Origin of the sequence: Pseudomonas migulae (genome assembly GCF_043225285.1) — a bacterium.
In the GTDB taxonomy this organism is placed as follows: domain Bacteria; phylum Pseudomonadota; class Gammaproteobacteria; order Pseudomonadales; family Pseudomonadaceae; genus Aquipseudomonas; species Aquipseudomonas migulae_C.
Genome location: NZ_CP171224.1, coordinates 6031427 through 6050094, shown reverse-complemented (window position 1 = coordinate 6050094; position 18668 = coordinate 6031427). Strand labels below are relative to the sequence as shown.

At 61.5% G+C, this 18668-nt stretch carries 16 protein-coding genes; 1 reads left to right on the top strand and 15 read right to left on the bottom strand.

The genetic code is table 11. The features are described 5' to 3' along the window. Positions 1-113: 113 nt before the first annotated feature. From ACF6ZU_RS27770 to arnB, 9 genes are read right to left on the bottom strand one after another with little or no spacing between them, the layout of a single operon-like run. Positions 114-1694 carry an ArnT family glycosyltransferase gene (locus tag ACF6ZU_RS27770; protein WP_392893949.1) on the bottom strand — a complete coding sequence of 527 codons (1581 nt, stop codon included), beginning with the start codon at positions 1692-1694 and terminating at the stop codon, positions 114-116. Continuing rightward, on the bottom strand, positions 1694-3079 hold the full coding sequence (locus tag ACF6ZU_RS27765; protein WP_392888930.1) for a UDP-glucose dehydrogenase family protein: 1386 nt from the start codon (positions 3077-3079) through the stop codon (positions 1694-1696). Before ACF6ZU_RS27765 ends, ACF6ZU_RS27770 begins: the two co-directional genes overlap by 1 nt. Beyond that, positions 3076-3477, bottom strand: coding sequence for a 4-amino-4-deoxy-L-arabinose-phosphoundecaprenol flippase subunit ArnF (arnF, locus tag ACF6ZU_RS27760; RefSeq protein WP_392888929.1), 402 nt, complete (start codon positions 3475-3477; stop codon positions 3076-3078). The genes ACF6ZU_RS27765 and arnF overlap by 4 nt, the downstream gene beginning before the upstream one ends. After that, positions 3474-3818, bottom strand: coding sequence for a 4-amino-4-deoxy-L-arabinose-phosphoundecaprenol flippase subunit ArnE (gene arnE, locus ACF6ZU_RS27755; RefSeq protein ID WP_392888927.1), 345 nt, complete (start codon positions 3816-3818; stop codon positions 3474-3476). Before arnE ends, arnF begins: the two co-directional genes overlap by 4 nt. Continuing rightward, positions 3815-5464, bottom strand: coding sequence for a lipid IV(A) 4-amino-4-deoxy-L-arabinosyltransferase (gene arnT / locus ACF6ZU_RS27750; RefSeq protein WP_392888924.1), 1650 nt, complete (start codon positions 5462-5464; stop codon positions 3815-3817). Before arnT ends, arnE begins: the two co-directional genes overlap by 4 nt. Beyond that, a complete protein-coding gene (arnD, locus tag ACF6ZU_RS27745) occupies positions 5461-6345 on the bottom strand; it encodes a 4-deoxy-4-formamido-L-arabinose-phosphoundecaprenol deformylase (RefSeq protein WP_392888923.1) in 885 nt (294 codons plus the stop codon). Before arnD ends, arnT begins: the two co-directional genes overlap by 4 nt. After that, the gene (gene arnA / locus ACF6ZU_RS27740) at positions 6345-8336 is read right to left on the bottom strand and encodes a bifunctional UDP-4-amino-4-deoxy-L-arabinose formyltransferase/UDP-glucuronic acid oxidase ArnA (RefSeq protein ID WP_392888921.1); all 1992 of its coding nucleotides are present in this window, start codon (positions 8334-8336) and stop codon (positions 6345-6347) included. The genes arnD and arnA overlap by 1 nt, the downstream gene beginning before the upstream one ends. Next, on the bottom strand, positions 8333-9352 hold the full coding sequence (gene arnC, locus ACF6ZU_RS27735) for an undecaprenyl-phosphate 4-deoxy-4-formamido-L-arabinose transferase (protein WP_392888918.1): 1020 nt from the start codon (positions 9350-9352) through the stop codon (positions 8333-8335). Before arnC ends, arnA begins: the two co-directional genes overlap by 4 nt. Next, complete coding sequence (gene arnB, locus ACF6ZU_RS27730; protein ID WP_392888916.1) at positions 9349-10497, bottom strand: UDP-4-amino-4-deoxy-L-arabinose aminotransferase; 1149 nt, start codon at positions 10495-10497, stop codon at positions 9349-9351. The genes arnC and arnB overlap by 4 nt, the downstream gene beginning before the upstream one ends. A 399-nt stretch (positions 10498-10896) precedes the next feature. Here arnB and xerC point away from each other — a divergent pair, with 399 nt between their 5' ends. Further along, positions 10897-11787 (top strand): tyrosine recombinase XerC, encoded by an 891-nt coding sequence (gene xerC, locus ACF6ZU_RS27725; RefSeq protein ID WP_392888914.1) that lies wholly within the window; start codon positions 10897-10899, stop codon positions 11785-11787. Here the strand turns inward: xerC and ACF6ZU_RS27720 are convergent. From ACF6ZU_RS27720 to ACF6ZU_RS27695, 6 genes are all read right to left on the bottom strand, one after another. After that, positions 11784-12854: an ABC transporter ATP-binding protein gene (locus ACF6ZU_RS27720; RefSeq protein ID WP_392888912.1), complete on the bottom strand. Its 1071-nt coding sequence runs from the start codon at positions 12852-12854 to the stop codon at positions 11784-11786. The two genes, xerC and ACF6ZU_RS27720, sit on opposite strands and share 4 nt — an antisense overlap. Further along, the gene (locus ACF6ZU_RS27715) at positions 12851-14449 is read right to left on the bottom strand and encodes an ABC transporter permease (protein WP_392888911.1); all 1599 of its coding nucleotides are present in this window, start codon (positions 14447-14449) and stop codon (positions 12851-12853) included. Before ACF6ZU_RS27715 ends, ACF6ZU_RS27720 begins: the two co-directional genes overlap by 4 nt. 4 nt (positions 14450-14453) lie before the next feature. Beyond that, a complete protein-coding gene (locus ACF6ZU_RS27710) occupies positions 14454-15467 on the bottom strand; it encodes an iron ABC transporter substrate-binding protein (protein WP_392888909.1) in 1014 nt (337 codons plus the stop codon). Positions 15468-15658: 191 nt separating this feature from the next. Beyond that, complete coding sequence (locus ACF6ZU_RS27705) at positions 15659-16414, bottom strand: ABC transporter ATP-binding protein (RefSeq protein WP_392888907.1); 756 nt, start codon at positions 16412-16414, stop codon at positions 15659-15661. Beyond that, on the bottom strand, positions 16408-17469 hold the full coding sequence (locus ACF6ZU_RS27700) for a FecCD family ABC transporter permease (protein ID WP_392888905.1): 1062 nt from the start codon (positions 17467-17469) through the stop codon (positions 16408-16410). Before ACF6ZU_RS27700 ends, ACF6ZU_RS27705 begins: the two co-directional genes overlap by 7 nt. Further along, complete coding sequence (locus tag ACF6ZU_RS27695) at positions 17466-18644, bottom strand: ABC transporter substrate-binding protein (protein WP_392888903.1); 1179 nt, start codon at positions 18642-18644, stop codon at positions 17466-17468. The genes ACF6ZU_RS27700 and ACF6ZU_RS27695 overlap by 4 nt, the downstream gene beginning before the upstream one ends. Positions 18645-18668: the final 24 nt, after the last annotated feature.

The following is an 18668-nucleotide window of genomic DNA, read 5'->3' as shown; positions in this document are numbered from 1 at the left end:
ACCTGTGGGAGCGAGCCTGCTCGCGAAGAACTTGAGAGCGACGCGTTTACTCAGGCAGAACACATTATCGTTAACGCCCTTCGCGAGCAGGCTCGCTCCCACATAAGGGATACTCAGGGCTTCGGCAGGTGAATCAACACAAAGTCGTTGTTATCGAAGCGCCCACTCAACACCGGCGCTGGCGAACCCGAAACAGTGCCGTGCAATGCGTTGTAATCACTCCGGTCCATCATCAACCACGCCGGCCCCGGGACACTTTCCAGTTCCTGAATCGACTCGGTAAACACCGGCTGCACATCCTCCTCGATATTGACCATGAACTTGATCGCCTTGGCGTCCTTGCCCATGCCGTGCAACACCAGCGGCGCCGGTTCCCGCTTTACCAGGGCAAAGGCTGCGCGACTGAACGTCCGGGTGTCGTAGAGCCTGCGTTCCACCGGTTCGAACACCAGGATGTAAACCAGCCACAGCGCAAGCACCGCGCATAAGGCCAAGGTCTGCGGCCGCCATCGCGCCTTGAACAACGCAACGATGGCGATCATTTGCAGCGCGCCGAGAATGACCCAGGCTGTGGTCATTGGCTCGGACAAGCGCCGTTGTGCAAAGACCAACCCAGCCATCAGTACCGCCGGCATCACCAGCCACAAAAACTGCATCCCGCCACGCAACCAGGCAAACACCCGGCCTTGTGCCGCCTGAAATGGATACGCCGCGATAATCGCCACCATCGGCAACATGGGCAGCACGTACCGGGCCTTCTTCGCCTGCGGAATGGACAACCCGACCATCACGATCAGTGCCGCCGCCGTGCAGTACTGCACCAGGCGCAAGCCCGGCCCGGTCTCACGTGAATTTGCCAGCCAGATCGCCGCCAACACCAGTAAGGCCAGTGGATACGCCAGCGCATAGTTGCCCAGCGAACTGGTGAAGTAATACAGCGAACCACTCACGCCTTCGCTGCCGTCCAGACGTCCCATGAACTGCATGCGCACCACGTCGTGCATGAACGCCGCGCCGCCATTGCGTTCAGCCAGCCACAACAACACACCAACGCACATGCACAACAACAACGCCGCGCTGAGGCCAAAACCGAACAAACGTTGCCATTGGCGATTGATCAGGAAGTAGCTGCACAAGATGCCGGTGGGAATCACCAAGCCGATCGGCCCGCGAATGCCGAAACCCAGCAGCAGAAGCGCAAAAACCAGCCACCAGCGCCGCCGTGCCGCGAAATGATCCGTGGCATAAGCGAGGTAGAAAACGACAAACGACACCGCGGCGAGCATCAGGTCCAGGGACACGGCGCGGGTTTCGGTGATGAAGGTGTTGGTCATCAGCATGAGCGCGATGCTCAGCAGCGCCCAGCGCGGGGAATGTGGCGCCAGCAAGCGGAACATCAACGTGACAATGACTGCACCGGCGAAGGCGCTGGGCAGCCAGGCACTGAGGCTGTTGACCTGCCCGAACGGCAAGGACAGCAGCCAGATGAACAGCGTCGAAACCGCCGAGTAATCGGCGTAGGGCTGGCCGTAGGTGGTGGGAAACACCGACGGCCCATGACGCAACATCTCCTGGGCAAACAGCACGAACCGCGAATCGAAACCGATGGCCGCCTGCTGATAAACCCCGGCGCTGAACAGCAGCAGTGCCAGCAGTCCGATGCATAAAGACTGCTGGCGCACCTGCGGTGTCATCACAATCTGGCGGCGACCGAAGCGACGGGCCATTGCTGATGCGGAATCGGCAACTTGCGGGATTCCCCACGACCCATCGGGAAGTACATGAAGCCGTTGCGCGCCAGACGATCGGCGTCGTACAGGTTGCGCCCGTCAAAGATCACCGGCGCTTTGAGCCGTTGCTGGATCAGGTTGAAATCCGGCGCCTTGAACTGCTGCCACTCGGTGCAGATGATCAGTGCATCGGCACCGGAAAGCACCGATTCCGGGGTACCCATGAGCATCAGTTTCGCTTCGTCGGGGTACAAATGCTGGGTTTCCTGCATCGCTTCCGGGTCGAACGCCCGTACGCTGGCGCCCGCCGCCCACAGCGATTCCAGCAGCACCCGGCTCGGTGCGTCGCGCATGTCGTCGGTGTTGGGTTTGAACGCCAGGCCCCACACGGCGAAGGTCTTGCCGCGCAAATCGCCCTTGTAGAATGCGTTGATGCGCTCGAACAGCTTGTGTTTCTGCCGCTGGTTGATCGCTTCCACGGCTTGCAGCAGGTCGCTGGAGCAATGCGCTTCTTCGGCGCTGTGGATCAGGGCGCGCATGTCTTTGGGGAAACACGAACCGCCATAACCGCAACCGGGGTAAATGAAGTGGTAGCCGATGCGCGAGTCCGCGCCGATGCCCAGCCGCACCGATTCGATGTCGGCGCCCAAGTGTTCGGCCAGCTCGGCGATCTGGTTGATGAAGCTGATCTTCGTCGCCAGCATGCAGTTGGCTGCGTACTTGGTCAGCTCGGCGCTGCGCAGGTCCATGAACATGATGCGGTCATGGTTGCGGTTGAACGGTGCATAGAGGTCACGCATCACATCGCGTACCTCATCGCTTTCACAGCCGATGACGATACGGTCCGGACGCCGGCAATCGGCAACCGCCGAGCCTTCCTTCAAGAATTCCGGGTTGGAGACGATCTCGAATTGCAGCAAGCGGCCGACCTTGATCAGGCACTTGTCGATGTGCGCGCGCAAGGTATCGCCGGTGCCCACCGGAACCGTGGATTTCTCCACCAGAATCACCGGCTGCTCGCGATGCCGCGCGACGGCTTCACCCACCGAAAGCACGTAGCGCAAGTCCGCCGAACCATCGTCGCGAGACGGCGTGCCGACCGCGATGAACAGCACCTGGCCGTGTTGCACCGCGAGTTTTTCATCGGTGGTGAATTGCAGTCGCTTGGCTTCCAGGCTTTCGCGCACGAGGCTGGCGAGGCCCGGCTCGAAAATGCTCACGTGGCCCTGTTGCAGCAACTCGACTTTCTTTTCGTCGATGTCCATGCAGACCACGTCGTGGCCGACTTCCGCCAGGACCGCAGCCTGTACCAGGCCAACGTAACCGCTACCAAATACACTGATTTTCATAGGTCACTCCTGATTGGGGACGCGTGAGCAGGTCGAGAATTGATGGTGATGACTCCGAGGATGACCAGTGCCACCCCGAGGCTTTTGGTAAGGCTGAAATCTTCGTTAAATGCCGGCAGCGCGGCGGCCAGCAGGTACACCAGCGCATAGCTGATGCTCAGCAGTGAATACGCCCGTCCCAGCGGCACATCGCGCAGGGCGGCGAGCCAGCTGAACATCGACAGGGCGTAGGCGAAGATCGCGGCCAGCACCACGACCACCGCCGTTGGATCAATCGTGGAACCGAGCCAGTGTTCGGGGGAGGGCAGGCGCGTCATGCTCCAGCGCATGCCCAATTGCGCGGCGCTGCCCAGCAGCACACTGCCGAGGGCGAAGACGAGGCCACGGCGCAGGCTCATGTGTGCAGTCCCAGCAAAATCACGCCGCCGATCACCAGCACCACGCCGGTCCAGTGACGACGGTCGATGGCTTCGTGAAAAACGAAGCGGGCGATCAGGGTGACCAGCACGAAATTCAGGCTCAGCATCGGGTAGGCGATGCCTACTTCCAGGCGCTGCAACACCAGCAGCCACACCAGCAAACCGGCGCCCAATGCGGCGAGTGCCAGCCATAACCATGGCGAGCGCAGCTTTGCGCCCCAGCCCGACACCTGACCGCGCCAGCTCTCCACCGCATATTTTTGGGCGATCTGGCCGAGGCAGGTGAGCAGGCAGGCGGCCAACACCAGCAACAGGCTCATGACGCCCCCTTAGGGAAAATCAGAATCACAAGGTTGCCTTGTTCATAGCGTTTACCGTCCTTGGGCAATCGTTCAATTTCACCCAGCTCGTCCTCCCCCTTGACCCGCATCAGCACGCCCACCGAACCCTTCTGGCGCGCGTCACGCAGCCATTGCTGCACACGGTCGGGGTCGACGCGCTGCTGCGCGCCGTCAGGATAAGCGAGGCCATATTTCAGTTCGCCTATCGTGTTGTACAACGCGACGTCGGGGCGTTTGAGGCGCCAGGCCAGGGCCGACGCGGCGCCCAGGTCGTTGCTCAACAGTGCGCCGGTCTGGCTCAGCTCCCGTGTGTGCTCGAGGACGAACTGGTCGGGCATCTTGTTCGCCACCACGGCTTCGGGCAGCGCCGCCGGCACCACGCCAATCAGCAGCAGGCTGCCAAACGCCGGCGCCGCCCAGCATTGCAAGGGCCGGAACGCTTGCAGCAGATTGGCCGTGATCCAGCCCATCAGCGCGATGAACACCAGCACCAGGCTGTGCAACTCATGGTCGTACAACGGCTTCTTAAGCTGCAGGTAGACGAGGGCGAGCAGGGTGATCAGGCCCAGCAACAGGTTGAGCAAACCATTGATGCCCAGCGCCCGGCCTTGCTCCAGGCGCAAACGATCCGCCAGGGCATTGCCCAGCAACAGGGCCAGGGGTAAGAGGCACGGCAGGATGTAGCTCGGCAACTTGCCTTTGCTCAGGCTGAAAAACAGCAGCGGCATCAGCAACCACAGCAGCAGGAATCCAATGCGCGGTTGTGCGCGGGTCTGCCATGCCTGCTTGAGTGCCGACGGTAACAAGGCCGCCCACGGCAAACTGAATGCCACCAGCAGTGGCAGGTAGAACCACCACGGCGCGTCGTGTTGCGCATCGTCTCCGGCGAAGCGGCGAATGTGTTCATGCCAGAAGAAAAACCGCCAGTAATCCGGTTCCTGCGCATGCACCGCCAGGATCCACGGCAGGCTCACCACGACGGCCACGACAATGGCCAACGGGCCGTAGAGCAACAGCTCGCGCCAGCGTTTTTGCCAGAGCATCCAGGGCAAGGCGATCAACACGGGCAGCAACCAGGCGAGAAAACCCTTGGTCATGAAACCCATGCCGCAGGCCAGCCCCAGCGCCGCCCAGCCGATCAGGCGCTGGAGGCGGCCAACGCTGTCCAGCGCAAACCACAGGGCAACCAGGCTCAGGTTGACCCAGAACGTGAATTGCGGATCGAGGTTGGCATAACCCGCCGCGCCGGCGACCACGGTGAAACTCATGTACAGCAAGGCGCAGGCAAAACTTTTGCGCGGCTCATTCCATAAGCGGCGGGCGATCAGGTAACACAACAACACGCCCAGCCCGGTGCTCAGGGCAGAAGCAAAACGCACACCGAACAGGTTCTGGCCGAACACCGCTTGGCTGGCGGCAATCATCCAGTAACCGGCCGCCGGTTTTTCGAAATAGCGCAGGCTCATGAAATGCGGTGACACCCAGTCACCGCTCAGGAGCATGCCCTGGCTGATTTGCGCGTAACGGGTTTCGTCCGGAATCCACAAACCATGGCTGCCCAGTGGCAATAGGTAGGCCAGCAAACACAGGCCCAGCAAAAACGGCAGCGCCCAGCGTTTGCTCATACGCCTTGCACTCCCAGCCAGCCTTCGCGACCGTCGAGTGAACCGCGAGTGACACGGCCCGTCGGCAAGGTGCCGGGTGCTTGCGGCAGCAGATTGCCCAAGGGTTGAAAACGGATGTCACGCTGGCGCGCAGCGGCCAGCAATTGACGGAAATCGTTGGCCATCAGAATCCCTTCCACTTCGGCATGGATCGTATAAACGTTGAGTTTTTCGGCGCTGAAACGCTCAAGAATGAACGCGTTGAAATCCTTGGCCGCGACGGTCGGGCCGACCACCTCATCGAAGGTGGGCAGGTCCACCGGTATCTGCGGTGCCCCCACACCGCCACTGGGCAGTTTGGGTTGGAACAGGCTGTCGCCGCGGCAATCGCTGTTGTAGCGAAAACCAAATGCTTGTTTGGCTTCGATAACCCGCTCATCCGCGCGCCAACCGGCGGCCGCCGAGCACTCGACCTTTGCCCCGAGGATGTCGCCCAGCGTGTCGACGCCCCGGCGGATCTGCTCGATCAGTTGCGTGTTGTTCCAGTGCCCCGCGTTGGCCTGCCAGCCGTGGTGATCCCAGGCGTGCAGGCCGACTTCATGCCCGGCATCCCGGGCCCGGCGCATCAGATGCCCGAGGTCACGCCCGATCGGTTTGCCCGGCCACGCGGTGCCAGCGAGCAGGATGTCCCAGCCGTACAGCCCGGCGGCATTGGAGCGCAGCATCTTCCACAGAAACTGCGGACGGATCAGGCGCCACAAGTGGCGCCCCATGTTGTCCGGGCCGACACTGAAGAAAAACGTCGCTTTGACCTGCGCCTCATCGAGCATGTCCAGCAGCCGCGGCACGCCCTCACGGGTGCCGCGGTAGGTGTCGACATCGATTCGAAGGCCCGCCTGCATCAATGCTTGTCCGCGATTTCGAGCATCGCTTCACGCAGGAAGAAATCCAGGGTGTTGCCGATGGTTTCGCTCATCTCGACCGTCGGCGCCCAGTCCAACAGCCGGCGGGCGTTGTCGATGCTCGGTTTGCGGTGGGACACGTCCTGATAACCCGACCCGTAGAACGCCTTGCTTTCCACGTCGCGGAACCCGGCGAACGGCGGGAAGTTGTGGCGCAGCGGGTGAGCTTCGAACTGGCGCAGCAACTCTTCGCCCAACTGGCGGATGCTGGCTTCGTTGTCCGGGTTGCCGATGTTGATGATCTGGCCATTGCAGGCGTCGTTGCGGTTGTCGATGATCCGCGCCAGCGCTTCCACGCCGTCGGCAATGTCGGTGAAGCAACGCTTTTGCTCGCCGCCATCGAACAGGCGGATCGGTGTGCCTTCCACCAGGTTGAGGATCAATTGCGTGATCGCCCGGGAGCTGCCGATGCGTGCCGAATCCAGCCGGTCGAGGCGCGGGCCCATCCAGTTGAAAGGACGGAACAGGGTGAAGTTCAGGCCTTTCTGGCCGTAGGCCCAGATCACCCGGTCGAGCAGTTGCTTGGAGGTCGAGTAGATCCAGCGCTGCTTGTTGATCGGCCCGACCACCAGGTTGGAGGTATCCTCGTCGAATTTGTCGTCCTGGCACATGCCATAGACTTCCGAGGTCGACGGGAAGATCACCCGTTTGTTGTATTTGACGCAGTAGCGCACCAGCTTCAGGTTCTCTTCGAAGTCCAGCTCGAACACGCGCAGCGGGTTGCGGGTGTATTCGATCGGCGTGGCGATGGCCACCAGCGGCAGGATCACGTCGCACTTCTTGATGTGGTACTCGATCCACTCGGAATGGATGCTGATGTCGCCTTCGACGAAATGGAAATTCGGGTGGCTGCGCAGGCGTTCGATGGCGTCGGAGCCGATGTCGAGACCGTAGACCTCGTATTGGTCATCGCGCAGCAAACGCTCGGACAAGTGATTGCCGATGAAACCGTTGACGCCGAGGATCAGCACCCGCGTGCGTCGCGGGGCGCGCCCGGACTCGGCACCGCGCAGGACGGAACCGTCGACCAGACCGAGTTCACTGGCCAGTTGCGGGCCGCTGAGGTACAGGCCGTTGTCGTTGCGCTGACCGGCGTTGATCACCAGCGAGTCCTCGCCACAGGCGATGCGCAGCGGATCGACGCTGATGACCCGGCCCGGTGCCTGACCGTCGTTGCCCTTGACGACATCGGCGCTCCAGACAATCAGCTTGTGTTCACCGACAGCGCAGAACGCGCCCGGATATGGCTGGGTTACTGCGCGCACCAGGTTGAACAATTCTTCGGCAGGTCTTTGCCAAACCAGCTTGCCGTCGGCCGTTGTGCGCCGCCCGAATACTGTGGCTTTCGATTCGTCCTGAGTGGTTTCGTCGACTTTGCCGGCGAGCAACGCGGGCAAGGTGTCGCGCAGCAGATCGGTGGCGGCCACACGTAGCTTGCTATGCAGGCTCAGCGCCGTGTCGCTGCGTTCGATACCGATTTTTTTCTGCGCAAGGATGGCACCGGCATCGGCGCGTTTGACCATGCGGTGCAGGGTCACGCCGGTTTCGCTTTCGCCGTTGACCAGCACCCAATTGGCCGGTGCCCGACCGCGATAGCGCGGCAACAACGAGCCGTGCAGGTTGAAGGCGCCTTTGCCGGCCGTGGCGAGCAACGGTTCGTTCAACAGATTGCGGTAGTAGAAGGAGAACAGGTAATCGACATTGAGTTTGGCGATGCGTTCGATCCACAAAGGGTGGTTGACGTCTTCCGGTGCATGCACCGGGATGCCCTTGCGTGCGCACAGTTGCGCCACCGAGCCGTAAAACGCGTTTTCCTTCGGATCATCGGCGTGGGTGAACACCGCAGCGATATCGAAACCCGAGTCGAGCAGGGTTTCGATGCCGGCACAGCCAATGTCGTGATAGGCGAAAACAACAGCTTTTGCACTCATGAGAGAACCTGATCTGAAGAAGTGGAAGTGAGGCCGTCAACGGTGACCACGGGAGCGGGGGTAGCGGGTTGGCTGCGAAGGACCTTTTCGATGAAGAACCGCGGACGCGCGCGGACATCGCTGTACATGCGCCCCAGGTATTCGCCCAGCAGGCCCATGCCGATGAACTGGCCGCCGGTGAACACGAACAGCACGGCGAACAGCACGAACGTGCCGTCTCCGGCCCAGCTGGCGCCGAACACCAGGCGCAGGACGATCAGCGCGGTGGCGAACGCCACGCCCAGTCCGGCCATGGCGAAGCCGACGATGCTCAGCAGGCGTAGCGGCGTGGTGGTCATGCAGGTGATCAGGTCGAACATCAGGTTGACCAGGCGCATCGGGCTGTATTTCGATTCGCCGTGTTCGCGCTCGGCGTGGGTCACCAGGATTTCCGTGGTGTGCCGGGCGAAGCTGTTGGCCAGGATCGGAATGAAGGTGCTGCGTTCGCGGCAGGCGAGCATGGCGTCGACGATGGACCGGCGGTAGGCGCGAAGCATGCAGCCGTAATCGCTCATCGCGACCCCGGTGGAGCGCTGCACTGCGAGGTTGATCAGCTTCGACGGCCAGCGTCGCAGGGCCGAGTCCTGACGGTTGCTACGTACCGTGGCGACCACGTCATAACCCAGCTCGGCCTGGGCCACCAGGCGTGGAATCTCTTCGGGCGGGTTTTGCAGATCGGCGTCGAGGGTGATGACGACATCGCCCTTGCACTGTTCGAAGCCGGCCATGATCGCCGCGTGCTGGCCGTAATTGCGGTTGAGAATGACCGCCACCACCGGGCTGCACTCCCGTGCGGCGGCTTCTTCGAGGATTTGCGCGGAGCTATCGCGACTGCCGTCGTCGACCATGACGATTTCGTAGTCATGGTGCAGTTGCCGGCACGCCGCTTCGGTGCGTCTGAGCAACTCGGGCAGGCTGTCTTGCTCGTTGTAGACCGGGATGACGATCGATACGCAACGGATCGGATAGGGTTTCACAGGCGTGTGTCCAATGCGGTTTCAATGGCGCCGACCACACGATCGACATCATCGGGGGTCATGTCGGGGAACAACGGGATCGAGCACAGGCGCGCCGAGTTCCATTCGGTGTTGGGCAGGTAAATGTTGGGGAAGCGTTGGCGGTAGTAGCTGTGCAGGTGGGTGGCGATGAAGTGAATGCCGGTGCCGATGTTCTGCGCTTGCAGGGCTTTCATGAACGCTTCGCGGTCCAGCCCGCAGCGTTCGGCGTCGATGCGCAGGATGAACAGGTGCCAGGCGTGCTGTTGCGGGTAGTGCGGAAGGGCCAACGGTTGCACCGGCAAGCCTTCCAGCCTTTGCAAATAGCTTCTGGCTAGCGCGGTGCGCTTGGCATTGATCTCGTCCAGGCGTTCCAGCTGCACCAGCGCGATCGCGGCGTTGATGTCGGCCAGGTTGTACTTGAAGCCCGGTTCGATCACTTCAGCCTGCGGCTTGCGGCCGTGGGTCAGGCGGTCGTAGGCATCGACGCCGAGCCCGTGAAACTTGAGCATGCGCACCCGGTTGGCCAGCGCGGTATCGTTGCTGACAAACATCGCGCCCTCGGCGCAGGTCATGTTCTTGATCGCGTGGAACGAGAAGATCGCCGTGCCGTTCGCCCCGACATGGCGGTTTTTGTAGAAAGTGCCTGCGGCGTGGGCAGCGTCTTCGATCACCGGGATGCCGTGCTTGTCGGCCAAGGCGTAGAGCGGATCGAGATCGAACGCCGCACCGGCGTAATGCACTGGAATAATCGCTTTTGTGCGCGGGGTAATTGCCGCCTCGATGAGCTCGGCGTTACTCATCAGCGTGTCGCGATCAACGTCGACAAACACCGGGGTCGCGCCGAGCAGGCAGATCATGTTGGCGGTGGACACCCAGGTCTGGGACGGCGTGATGACTTCATCGCCGGGGCCGATGCCCAGGGCCAGTAACGCGATATGCATTGCACCCGTCGCCGAGGACAATGCCACGGCATGTTTGCAGCCGACGTAGTTGGCGAAGTGTTCTTCCAGTTGCTGGTTTTTCGGCCCGGTGGTAATCCAGCCGGAGCGCAATACTTGCTCTACGGCGGCAATTTCTTCCTCGCCGATAGTGGGGCGGGAGAAGGGGAGAAAAGCCTCAGTCATGGAAACCTCGGGGCGTAAGCCGTCCTTCGGCAGAAGTGCCGAAATAAGCGGAATTTCAAGGGTTTAGTAACCTGTCGGGCACGAGCCATAGTTGACTTTTGCAGCCATGCCCGGCAGGTTGGGAGCCCGTCGAGGCTCACCGGGTAGAGATGAGAGTAGGCCGGTTTTTGTGAAAGGAACATCAAAAAGCGGTTGTGGAATCGTTTATATGAACGTTATTAAGCCAATGTTCAGACTTCTGCCGTTCATCGCGACCTTTAATAGAAAAGTCCTACAGAAGTGTCCCGCGTTATATGAAGAATGTTTCAATTCTTAGTTGTTCTATCAGTTACCACTCAAGGCCGTTTTGTTTTGATTGACTTACCTGCTGTTGATTCAAGTAGTGCAAAAACCAACCCCATGCCCCTGTATCTCGCGCGACTGGCGCCGTCCAGCCAACTGACCATGCGCTATGTTTTGCAGGATGCCGCCGACCGCCTGGGCTTCGAAGACATGAACGTCGAGGAGATTCCCTGGCACCAGTTGCAACCCGAGGATGTGATCGCGCTGGTCGCGGCATTGCGCGCGGACGGCTACGCGCCCAATACCTCGTCGCTGTATGTCAACGCAGTGCGCGGGGTGATGAATGAAGCCTGGCGCATGAGCCTGATCAGCCAGGAACACTTGCTCAAGATGCGCTCGGTCAAGGGCATTGCCGGCACGCGCCTGTCCCAGGGGCGTAACCTCCGGCGTTCGCTGATCCAGGAAATGATGGCGGTCTGCGCCGCCGATCCACGGCCACAAGGCCTGCGGGACGCAGCGATCATCGGGATTCTGTACGGTTCGGGTATGCGTAAATCGGAGTCGGTGAACCTCGATCTCGCTCAGGTGGATTTCACCGAGCGCAGCCTGCGGGTGACGGCCAAGGGCAACAAGCAGCTGATCAAGTACGCCCCGGCGTGGGCATTCGCCAAACTGGACGCCTGGCTGGAGTTACGCCGTTCGCAGCTGAAGGAAGGCGAAACGGACGACCCGTTCCTGTTCAATCGCATTCGGCGCGGCAGCCACATCACCCGTGAGCGAATCACCAAGCACGCGATCTATTACATCGCCCGCCAGCGCGGCGCTCAGGTCGGGGTGAAAATCATGCCCCACGATTTTCGGCGCTCGTTCATCACAAGGGTGATTGAGGAGCACGATCTGTCGATCGCGCAGAAGCTTGCCCATCACAGCAATATCCAGACAACCGCCAACTACGACGTGCGTGACGACAACGAACGGCGGCGCGCGGTGGATCGCTTCGACCTTTAAGGTTCGCTCAATACATGGGCGTGGCCGATCGTGGACACGTGCACCGCGCTGCCGGTCGGTGGCGCGTACAAGCCGGAGCTGCGCACCATCAGTGAGCGGCCGGGCTGGTCAGCGGAGGCCAAAGCCTCCAGTTCGACGGTCAAGGTGCAGGTGTTGCCGCTGAAATCACGCTCGGTCACCACGGCGCGACACCCGCTGGCTTCGACGCCGTTGGGCACGATACCGACCAGCTGCAATTGCTCGGGCCGCAGCATGATCTGTGCGCTGCGATTGTTGCGATGATTGTTGACCGGAATCCGCCCCAGTTCGCAGTGGGCCCAGCCGGCCTCGATCCTGGCCGGCATGACCACCGCATCGCCAAGGAACAACGCGGTTTGTTCATCGCCCGGGTAGCGGTAAAGGTCCAGCGGATGCCCCGATTGCACCAGTTGGCCATCGCGCATGACCGCCAACTGATCGGCAAATGACAACGCTTCACTCTGGTCATGAGTGACCAGGATGGTGGTGACCCCGGCATCGGCCAGCAGCCGAGCAACCAGTTTGCGCATCGCTGCGCGCAAGCCGGTGTCGAGGGCGGAAAACGGTTCATCCAGCAACATCAGGCGCGGCTGTTGCGCCAGTGCCCGGGCCAGCGCCACCCGTTGTTGCTGGCCACCGGACAGCTCATGGGGCCAACGGTTGGCCATGCTGGCATCCAGCGCCACGCTGTCCATCAACTCAGCGACGCGCTCCTGTTTCTTCGCACCCTTGACGGCCAGTCCGAAGCCGATGTTGGCGGCCACTGTCATGTGCGGGAAGAGGGCGCCGTCCTGGGGGACGTAACCGATCTGCCGTTGGTGCGCCGGGACTTCGTGGGTGTCGTCGACCAGCGTCTGACCGTTGAGCGTCAGCCGGCCCCAGTCCGGGAACTCGAAGCCGGCGATCATCCGCAACAAGGTGGTTTTACCCGACCCCGACGGGCCGACGATCACGGTGCGGCTGCCTGTCGGCACTGACAGGCTGATGTTTTCCAGGGCACGGTGCGCGCCATAGGATTTGCAGATCGAATGCAGTTCAAGAGCGTTCATCGGCCAGCCGTTTTTTTGGATTGGTGATAAAGAAGTCCGGTCAACGGAAGTGACAACAGAATCATCAGCAAGGCATAGGGCGCGGCCGCGGCGTAGTCGATCTCGCTGGTCAACGCCCAGAACCCGGTCGCCAGGGTGCGTGTGCCGTTCGGCGCGAGCAACAGGGTGGCGGTCAGTTCGTTGGTGATCGCCAGGAACACCAGCGCCGCCCCGGCCGCCGCACCGGGCGCAGCCAGGCGCAATGTGATCAGCCACAACGCCCGGCCGGGCGAGCGCCCGAGGCTGCGTGCGATGTTCTCCAGTTCCACGGGAGCCTGGGCGATGCCGGCACGCAAGCTCACCAGCGCCCGGGGCAGGAACATCAGCAGGTACGCCAGCAGCACGGTGATGGTGGTCTGATAGATCGGCCGGGCGAAATGCACCGTGACCGTCACCAGGGCCAAGGCAACGACAATGCCCGGCAAGGAACTGGTGATGTAATTGCAGCTTTCGAGGATCCGTTGCAGCCGCCCCGGCGAGCGAATCGACAGCCAGGCAATCGGGATGGCGGCGCAAGTGGTAAGCAGCGCGCCCGAGACGCCCAGCATCAAGGTCTGTTCAAGCGCCGGGATCAGCTCGGCCATCTGCCAGACGTGCACGCCGCCGGCAATCAGCCATTTGCCCAAGGTGATGAGCGGCACACCGAGTGCAAGGGCGCAGGTGACGATCATCAAGGTCAGCGCAAGCATCTTAGGCAAGGTTTTCAAGCTGATAACGCGCTGTTCGCGGGCGCTTCCCGAACCGACCCGGGCATACCGCGCATGGCCACGCGCTGCTGATTCGACTGTCAGCATCATCAGGCAGCACAGGGCGAGCACGCCGGCCAGTGTGTGGGCGGCAGGGCCGTTGAAGGTGGATTTGAACTGGTCGAAGATCGCCGTGGTAAAGGTGTCGAAGCGGATCATCGCGTAGAGCCCGTATTCGGCCAGCAAGTGCAAACCGACCAGTAAGGCACCGCCACAAATCGCCAAACGCAATTGCGGCAGCACCACCCGGAAAAACACCGCCCAGGGCTTGAGCCCCATCGATTCGGCGACATCCTCGATGGCCGGATCGAGGCGGCGCAGGGTTGCCGCCGTCGGCAAGTACAGGAAAGGAAAATAGGCGATCACCGAGACCAGCACCCCGGCAAACAATCCATTGATCGACGGCACCAGGCTGACCCACGCATAGCTGTGAACGAACGCCGGCACCGCCAGCGGCGCGGTGGCCAGCAACGACCACCAGCGTCGCCCCGGCAGATTGCTGCGTTCGGTCAGCCAGGCCAGCGTCACACCGAGCAGCACGCACAAGGGAATCGTGATCACCACCAGCAAGACAGTGTTGATCAGCAGTTCGCCGACCCTTGGCCGGAGCACCAGCGCCGCCAGCGTTGCCCAGCCGGTTTGCAACGACACGCCGATGACGAAGGCGATGGGCAACAGGGCGAGCAACGACACCAGCACCGACAGACCGATCACCCACACACCGCCGCGCCCCGCGAACAGACCGCGGGATCGACGGCGCAGATGTGCGGGAATCGCCGGAGCGACGCCCGCCGGTAGCGTTTCAGGCATCAATTCAGAGCAGCCCGGCCTGAGTCATCAGCTCCACGGCTTTCTTACTGTCGAGTTTTGACGCATCGACTTTCGGCGCGTCGAGCTGTTGCAGAGGCACCAGTTTAGGGTTGGATTCGGCGTTCTTGCCTACCGCGTATTCATAGGAGTTGCCGGTTTTGAGAATGGCCTGGCCGTCCTTGCCGGTCACCCATTTGAGGAAGGCTTGGGCCTGTTCCTTGTGTTGGCTGGACGCCAGGACACCGCCACCGGAGATGCTGACAAACGCGCCAGGGTCCTTGTGCTTGAAGTAGTGCAGGGCGGTGTTCTTGCTGTTTTCACCGGTCTTGGCCTGATCACCAAAGCGGTAATAGTGATAAATCACGCCGCTGTCGATCTGCCCGGCATTCACCGCCTTCAGCACCGAGCTGTTGCCCCGGTACGCGGTGAAGTTGGCTTTCATGCCTTTCAGCCAGTCCAGCGTGGCGGCTTCGCCCTTGAGCTCCAGCACCGCCGCGACGATGGCCTGGAAATCAGCGCCGGCCGGGGAGGCGGCCCAGCGACCTTTCCACTTCGGATCGGCGAGGTCCATCAGTGATTTCGGCAAGTCGGCTTCCGGCAGCTTGGCCGGGTTGTAGACAAAAACGGTCGAGCGCGCAGCGATCCCGACCCATTTGCCATGGGCCGGACGGTAGGCGGAGTCGACTTGCTCAAGGGTGGTCGGCGCCACCGGTGCAAACAGCCCTGCATTGTCCACCAGCACCATGGCCGGGGAGTTTTCGGTCAGGAATACATCGGCCGGAGACGCCGAACCTTCCTGGACGATCTGATTGCCCATTTCGGTGTCGTCGCCGTTGCGCAACGTGACCGGAATGCCGGTTTCCTGAGTGAAGCCTGCAGCCCAGGCTTTGGTCAGGCTTTCGTGCTGGGCGTTGTAGACCACGATGCCGACAGCGTCAGCCGCATACACGTGACCGGCCCCCACCAGCGCAGTGGCCAGCAGGGCTTTTTTCAGGAAAGACGGGATGTGGCGATTCATTCTTCGGGCAGCTCCTGTTTTTTTTGGTGTCATGCGCAGATTTCGCGAATCGATCAATGCGAATCATTTGCATGTTTTGAGTCGCTGGAATGTAGAGAGCACAATGAGAAAAAAACGTTAAATAAACCGTTAATACATGTCATTTCCATTCAGATTAGCAGCGACTCGGCCCTCTGCCCGGTGGATCTGCTTCAAACGATGTCGTCGATCAGAATGTGCCGCTGGCCACGGCTGCAGGTCTCGATTCGGGCCTTGACGCCGTAGACATCGCGCAGCATCTGTTCCGTGATCACCTCATCGCTGGGGCCGCTCCCTTGGGCCGTGCCATTGGCGATGACCAGGACCTGATCGGCAAAGCGTAGCGCCTGATTCAGATCATGGATGGCGATGAACACAATGACCCCGCGCTTGCGTGCCAGGCTGCGCATGAAATTCAGCACCTGCACTTGCCGGTGCATGTCCAGCGCGCTGGTCGGTTCGTCCATCAGCAGGATTTCCGGCTCGCGCACCAACGTTTGTGCGATTGACACCAATTGCTGCTGGCCGCCACTGAGTTCCCCCAGGTTGCGAAAGGATAGTTCGGTGATCCCGAGTGCGCCGAGAATCTGGTCCACGAGTTTCAACTCATCGTCGTGGACGACCCACCCCGGCGTCAGTTGCTTGCGTGCCAGCAACACCGATTCATACACCGTCAGCCGGGCGCTGGCATTCAAGCCCTGGGGCATGTAGCTGATGCCTTGCGGGCCTTTTTCCGAACCTTGCAGGTTGACGTGACCCGATCCGTCGATCAGCCCGGCCATGCGTTTGAACAAGGTGGATTTGCCCGCCGCGTTGGGCCCGACCACCGCCACCACCTGGCCACCGATGAAGGTGGCGGTGGTCACGCCGCGGATGATTTCGCGCCGACCGTAGCCGGCACCTAGATTCTCGAGCTGGAGCTTCACCATGAGTTTTTCTTCCCGCCGAGGATCAGTGAAATGAAGAACGGCACACCGATCAGCGACGTGACCACGCCAATCGGAAAAATAGCCCCCGGAATCAGGGTTTTGCTGACCACCGAACTGGCCGACAGAATCAGCGCGCCGGTCAGCAGCGAAGCCGGCAGAAAGAACCGTTGGTCTTCACCAATCAGCATGCGGGCAATGTGCGGTCCCACCAGCCCGATAAAGCCGATAGTGCCGACGAAGGCCACTGGAAACGAGGCGAGCAGGCTGACCATGATCAGCGTCTGAAAGCGCAGGCTGCGCACGTTGATCCCGAAGCTCGCCGCTTTGTCATCGCCCAGCCGCAGGGCGGTCAGGGCCCAAGCGCGCCTGGCGAAGATTGGCAGGGTGATGAGGATCACCACGCAAATCACCCCGAGTTTTGGCCACGTGGCTTTGGTCAGGCTGCCCATGGTCCAGAACACCACGGCCGCCACCGCTTGCTCGGTGGCGAAAAACTGCACCAGCGCCAACAGCGCGTTGAAGGTAAACACCAGGGCAATGCCGAGCAGCACGATGGTTTCGGCGGTTACACCACGGCGCAGGCTCAGGAAGTGGATCAACAGCGCGCAGAGCATGGCCATGATGAAGGCGTTCACCGGCACCATGTACTGCGCCGCCAGCGGAAACAGCGCCACCCCGAACGCCAGTCCCATCGCCGCACCGAAACTGGCAGCGGCGGAAAGGCCCAGGGTGAACGGGCTGGCCAACGGATTGTTGAGGATCGTCTGCATCTGCGCCCCGGCCAATGACAACGCCGCGCCCACCGCAACGGCCATCAACGCGACCGGCAGGCGGATGTCCCACATCACCACCCGCACTTGCGCTGCGGCCGTGTCCGGTGAAAACAGCGCGCCGAGCACCTCGCTCAGGCTGTAACGGGCTGGCCCGAGGGCCAGGTCGAGCAGCACGCTGCACACCAGCAGCACGGCGAGCGCGGCCAGGATCAGGCGTTTTTGCAGCACCCGGCGGCGGTAAGTCGCGCCCTGTGCGATCGGTACATCACCCAACGAACTCATGGCGTGGCCTGCGTTGGCTTCAGGCTGACGAAGTAGCCGGGTTGATAGGGAACCGGCAGGAATCGCTCATGCAGCTCGCGAAAAGCGGCGTCGGGGTCCAGATCGACAAACAGCGCGGGATGGAACCATTTGGCCAGTTGCTGGATGGCCACGAACTGATAGGGACTGTTGTAGAACTGGTGCCAGATGGCGTGAAACGCCTGATCGCTTTGGGCCTTGATGCCCGCGTACGCCGGCCGTTGGGTGTACCAGGCGAGTTTTTGCCGGGCTTGCGCCAGGTCCGCCCCCGGTCCGACACCGACCCAGCGACCGCCCGGCGCGAAGGCTTGCCAGTTGGCGCTGGTGACGACCACCTGTTCCGGGTTGGCGACGATCACCTGTTCCGGGTTCAACTGGCCAAACGTGTTCGCGATGATGTTTCTGGCGATGTTGTTGCCACCGGCCATGTCGACGAACAGGCCGAAATTCTCGTTGCCGAAACTCAGGCAGCAATCCTCGGTGTAGCCACCGATGCGCTCGATGAACACGTTGGGACGGGCAGGGTGTTTGGCTTCAATGACGTCCGTGACACGACGGATTTGCTGATTGCGAAAGGCGATAAACGCCTCGGCGCGTTCCTCCTTGCCAAACAACTGGCCAAACAGGCGCATGGTCGGCTCGGTGTTTTGCATGGGATTGTTGCGGAAGTCGACGTAGACCACCGGAATCCCCAGCGCATCAAGCTTCTCGATGTAGCGTGCGTCTTCGGTGGCGTGTTGCGCTTCGATATTGAGGACGATGACATCTGGCTGCTGCGAGATCGCCTGCTCGATGTCGAACGTGCCGTCCTCGAAGCCACCGAAGGTGGGAATCCTGGCGATCTCGGGGAACTGGCGCAGGTACGCGCCATAGGTGTCAGGGTCAGACTGAATCAAGTCCTTGCGCCAGCCGACGATACGCTCGATCGGGTTCTGCGTGTCCAGCGCGGCGACCAGGTACAGCTGGCGTCCCTCACCGAGGATCACCCGTCTGACCGGAACGTGAACCTTGACCTTGCGGCCCAGAAGGTCGGTGACCGTGACGGCGGCCGGATCCGGGTTCGCCGCGAGCGCGGCCGCCGGCGGCAAAAAAGCCCCCATCAGACCCGCCAGAAGCAGGGCCACGAAAACGTGGGGACGTCGATAAACAGAAACCATGGTTGAAACCTTTGCCGGATGCCT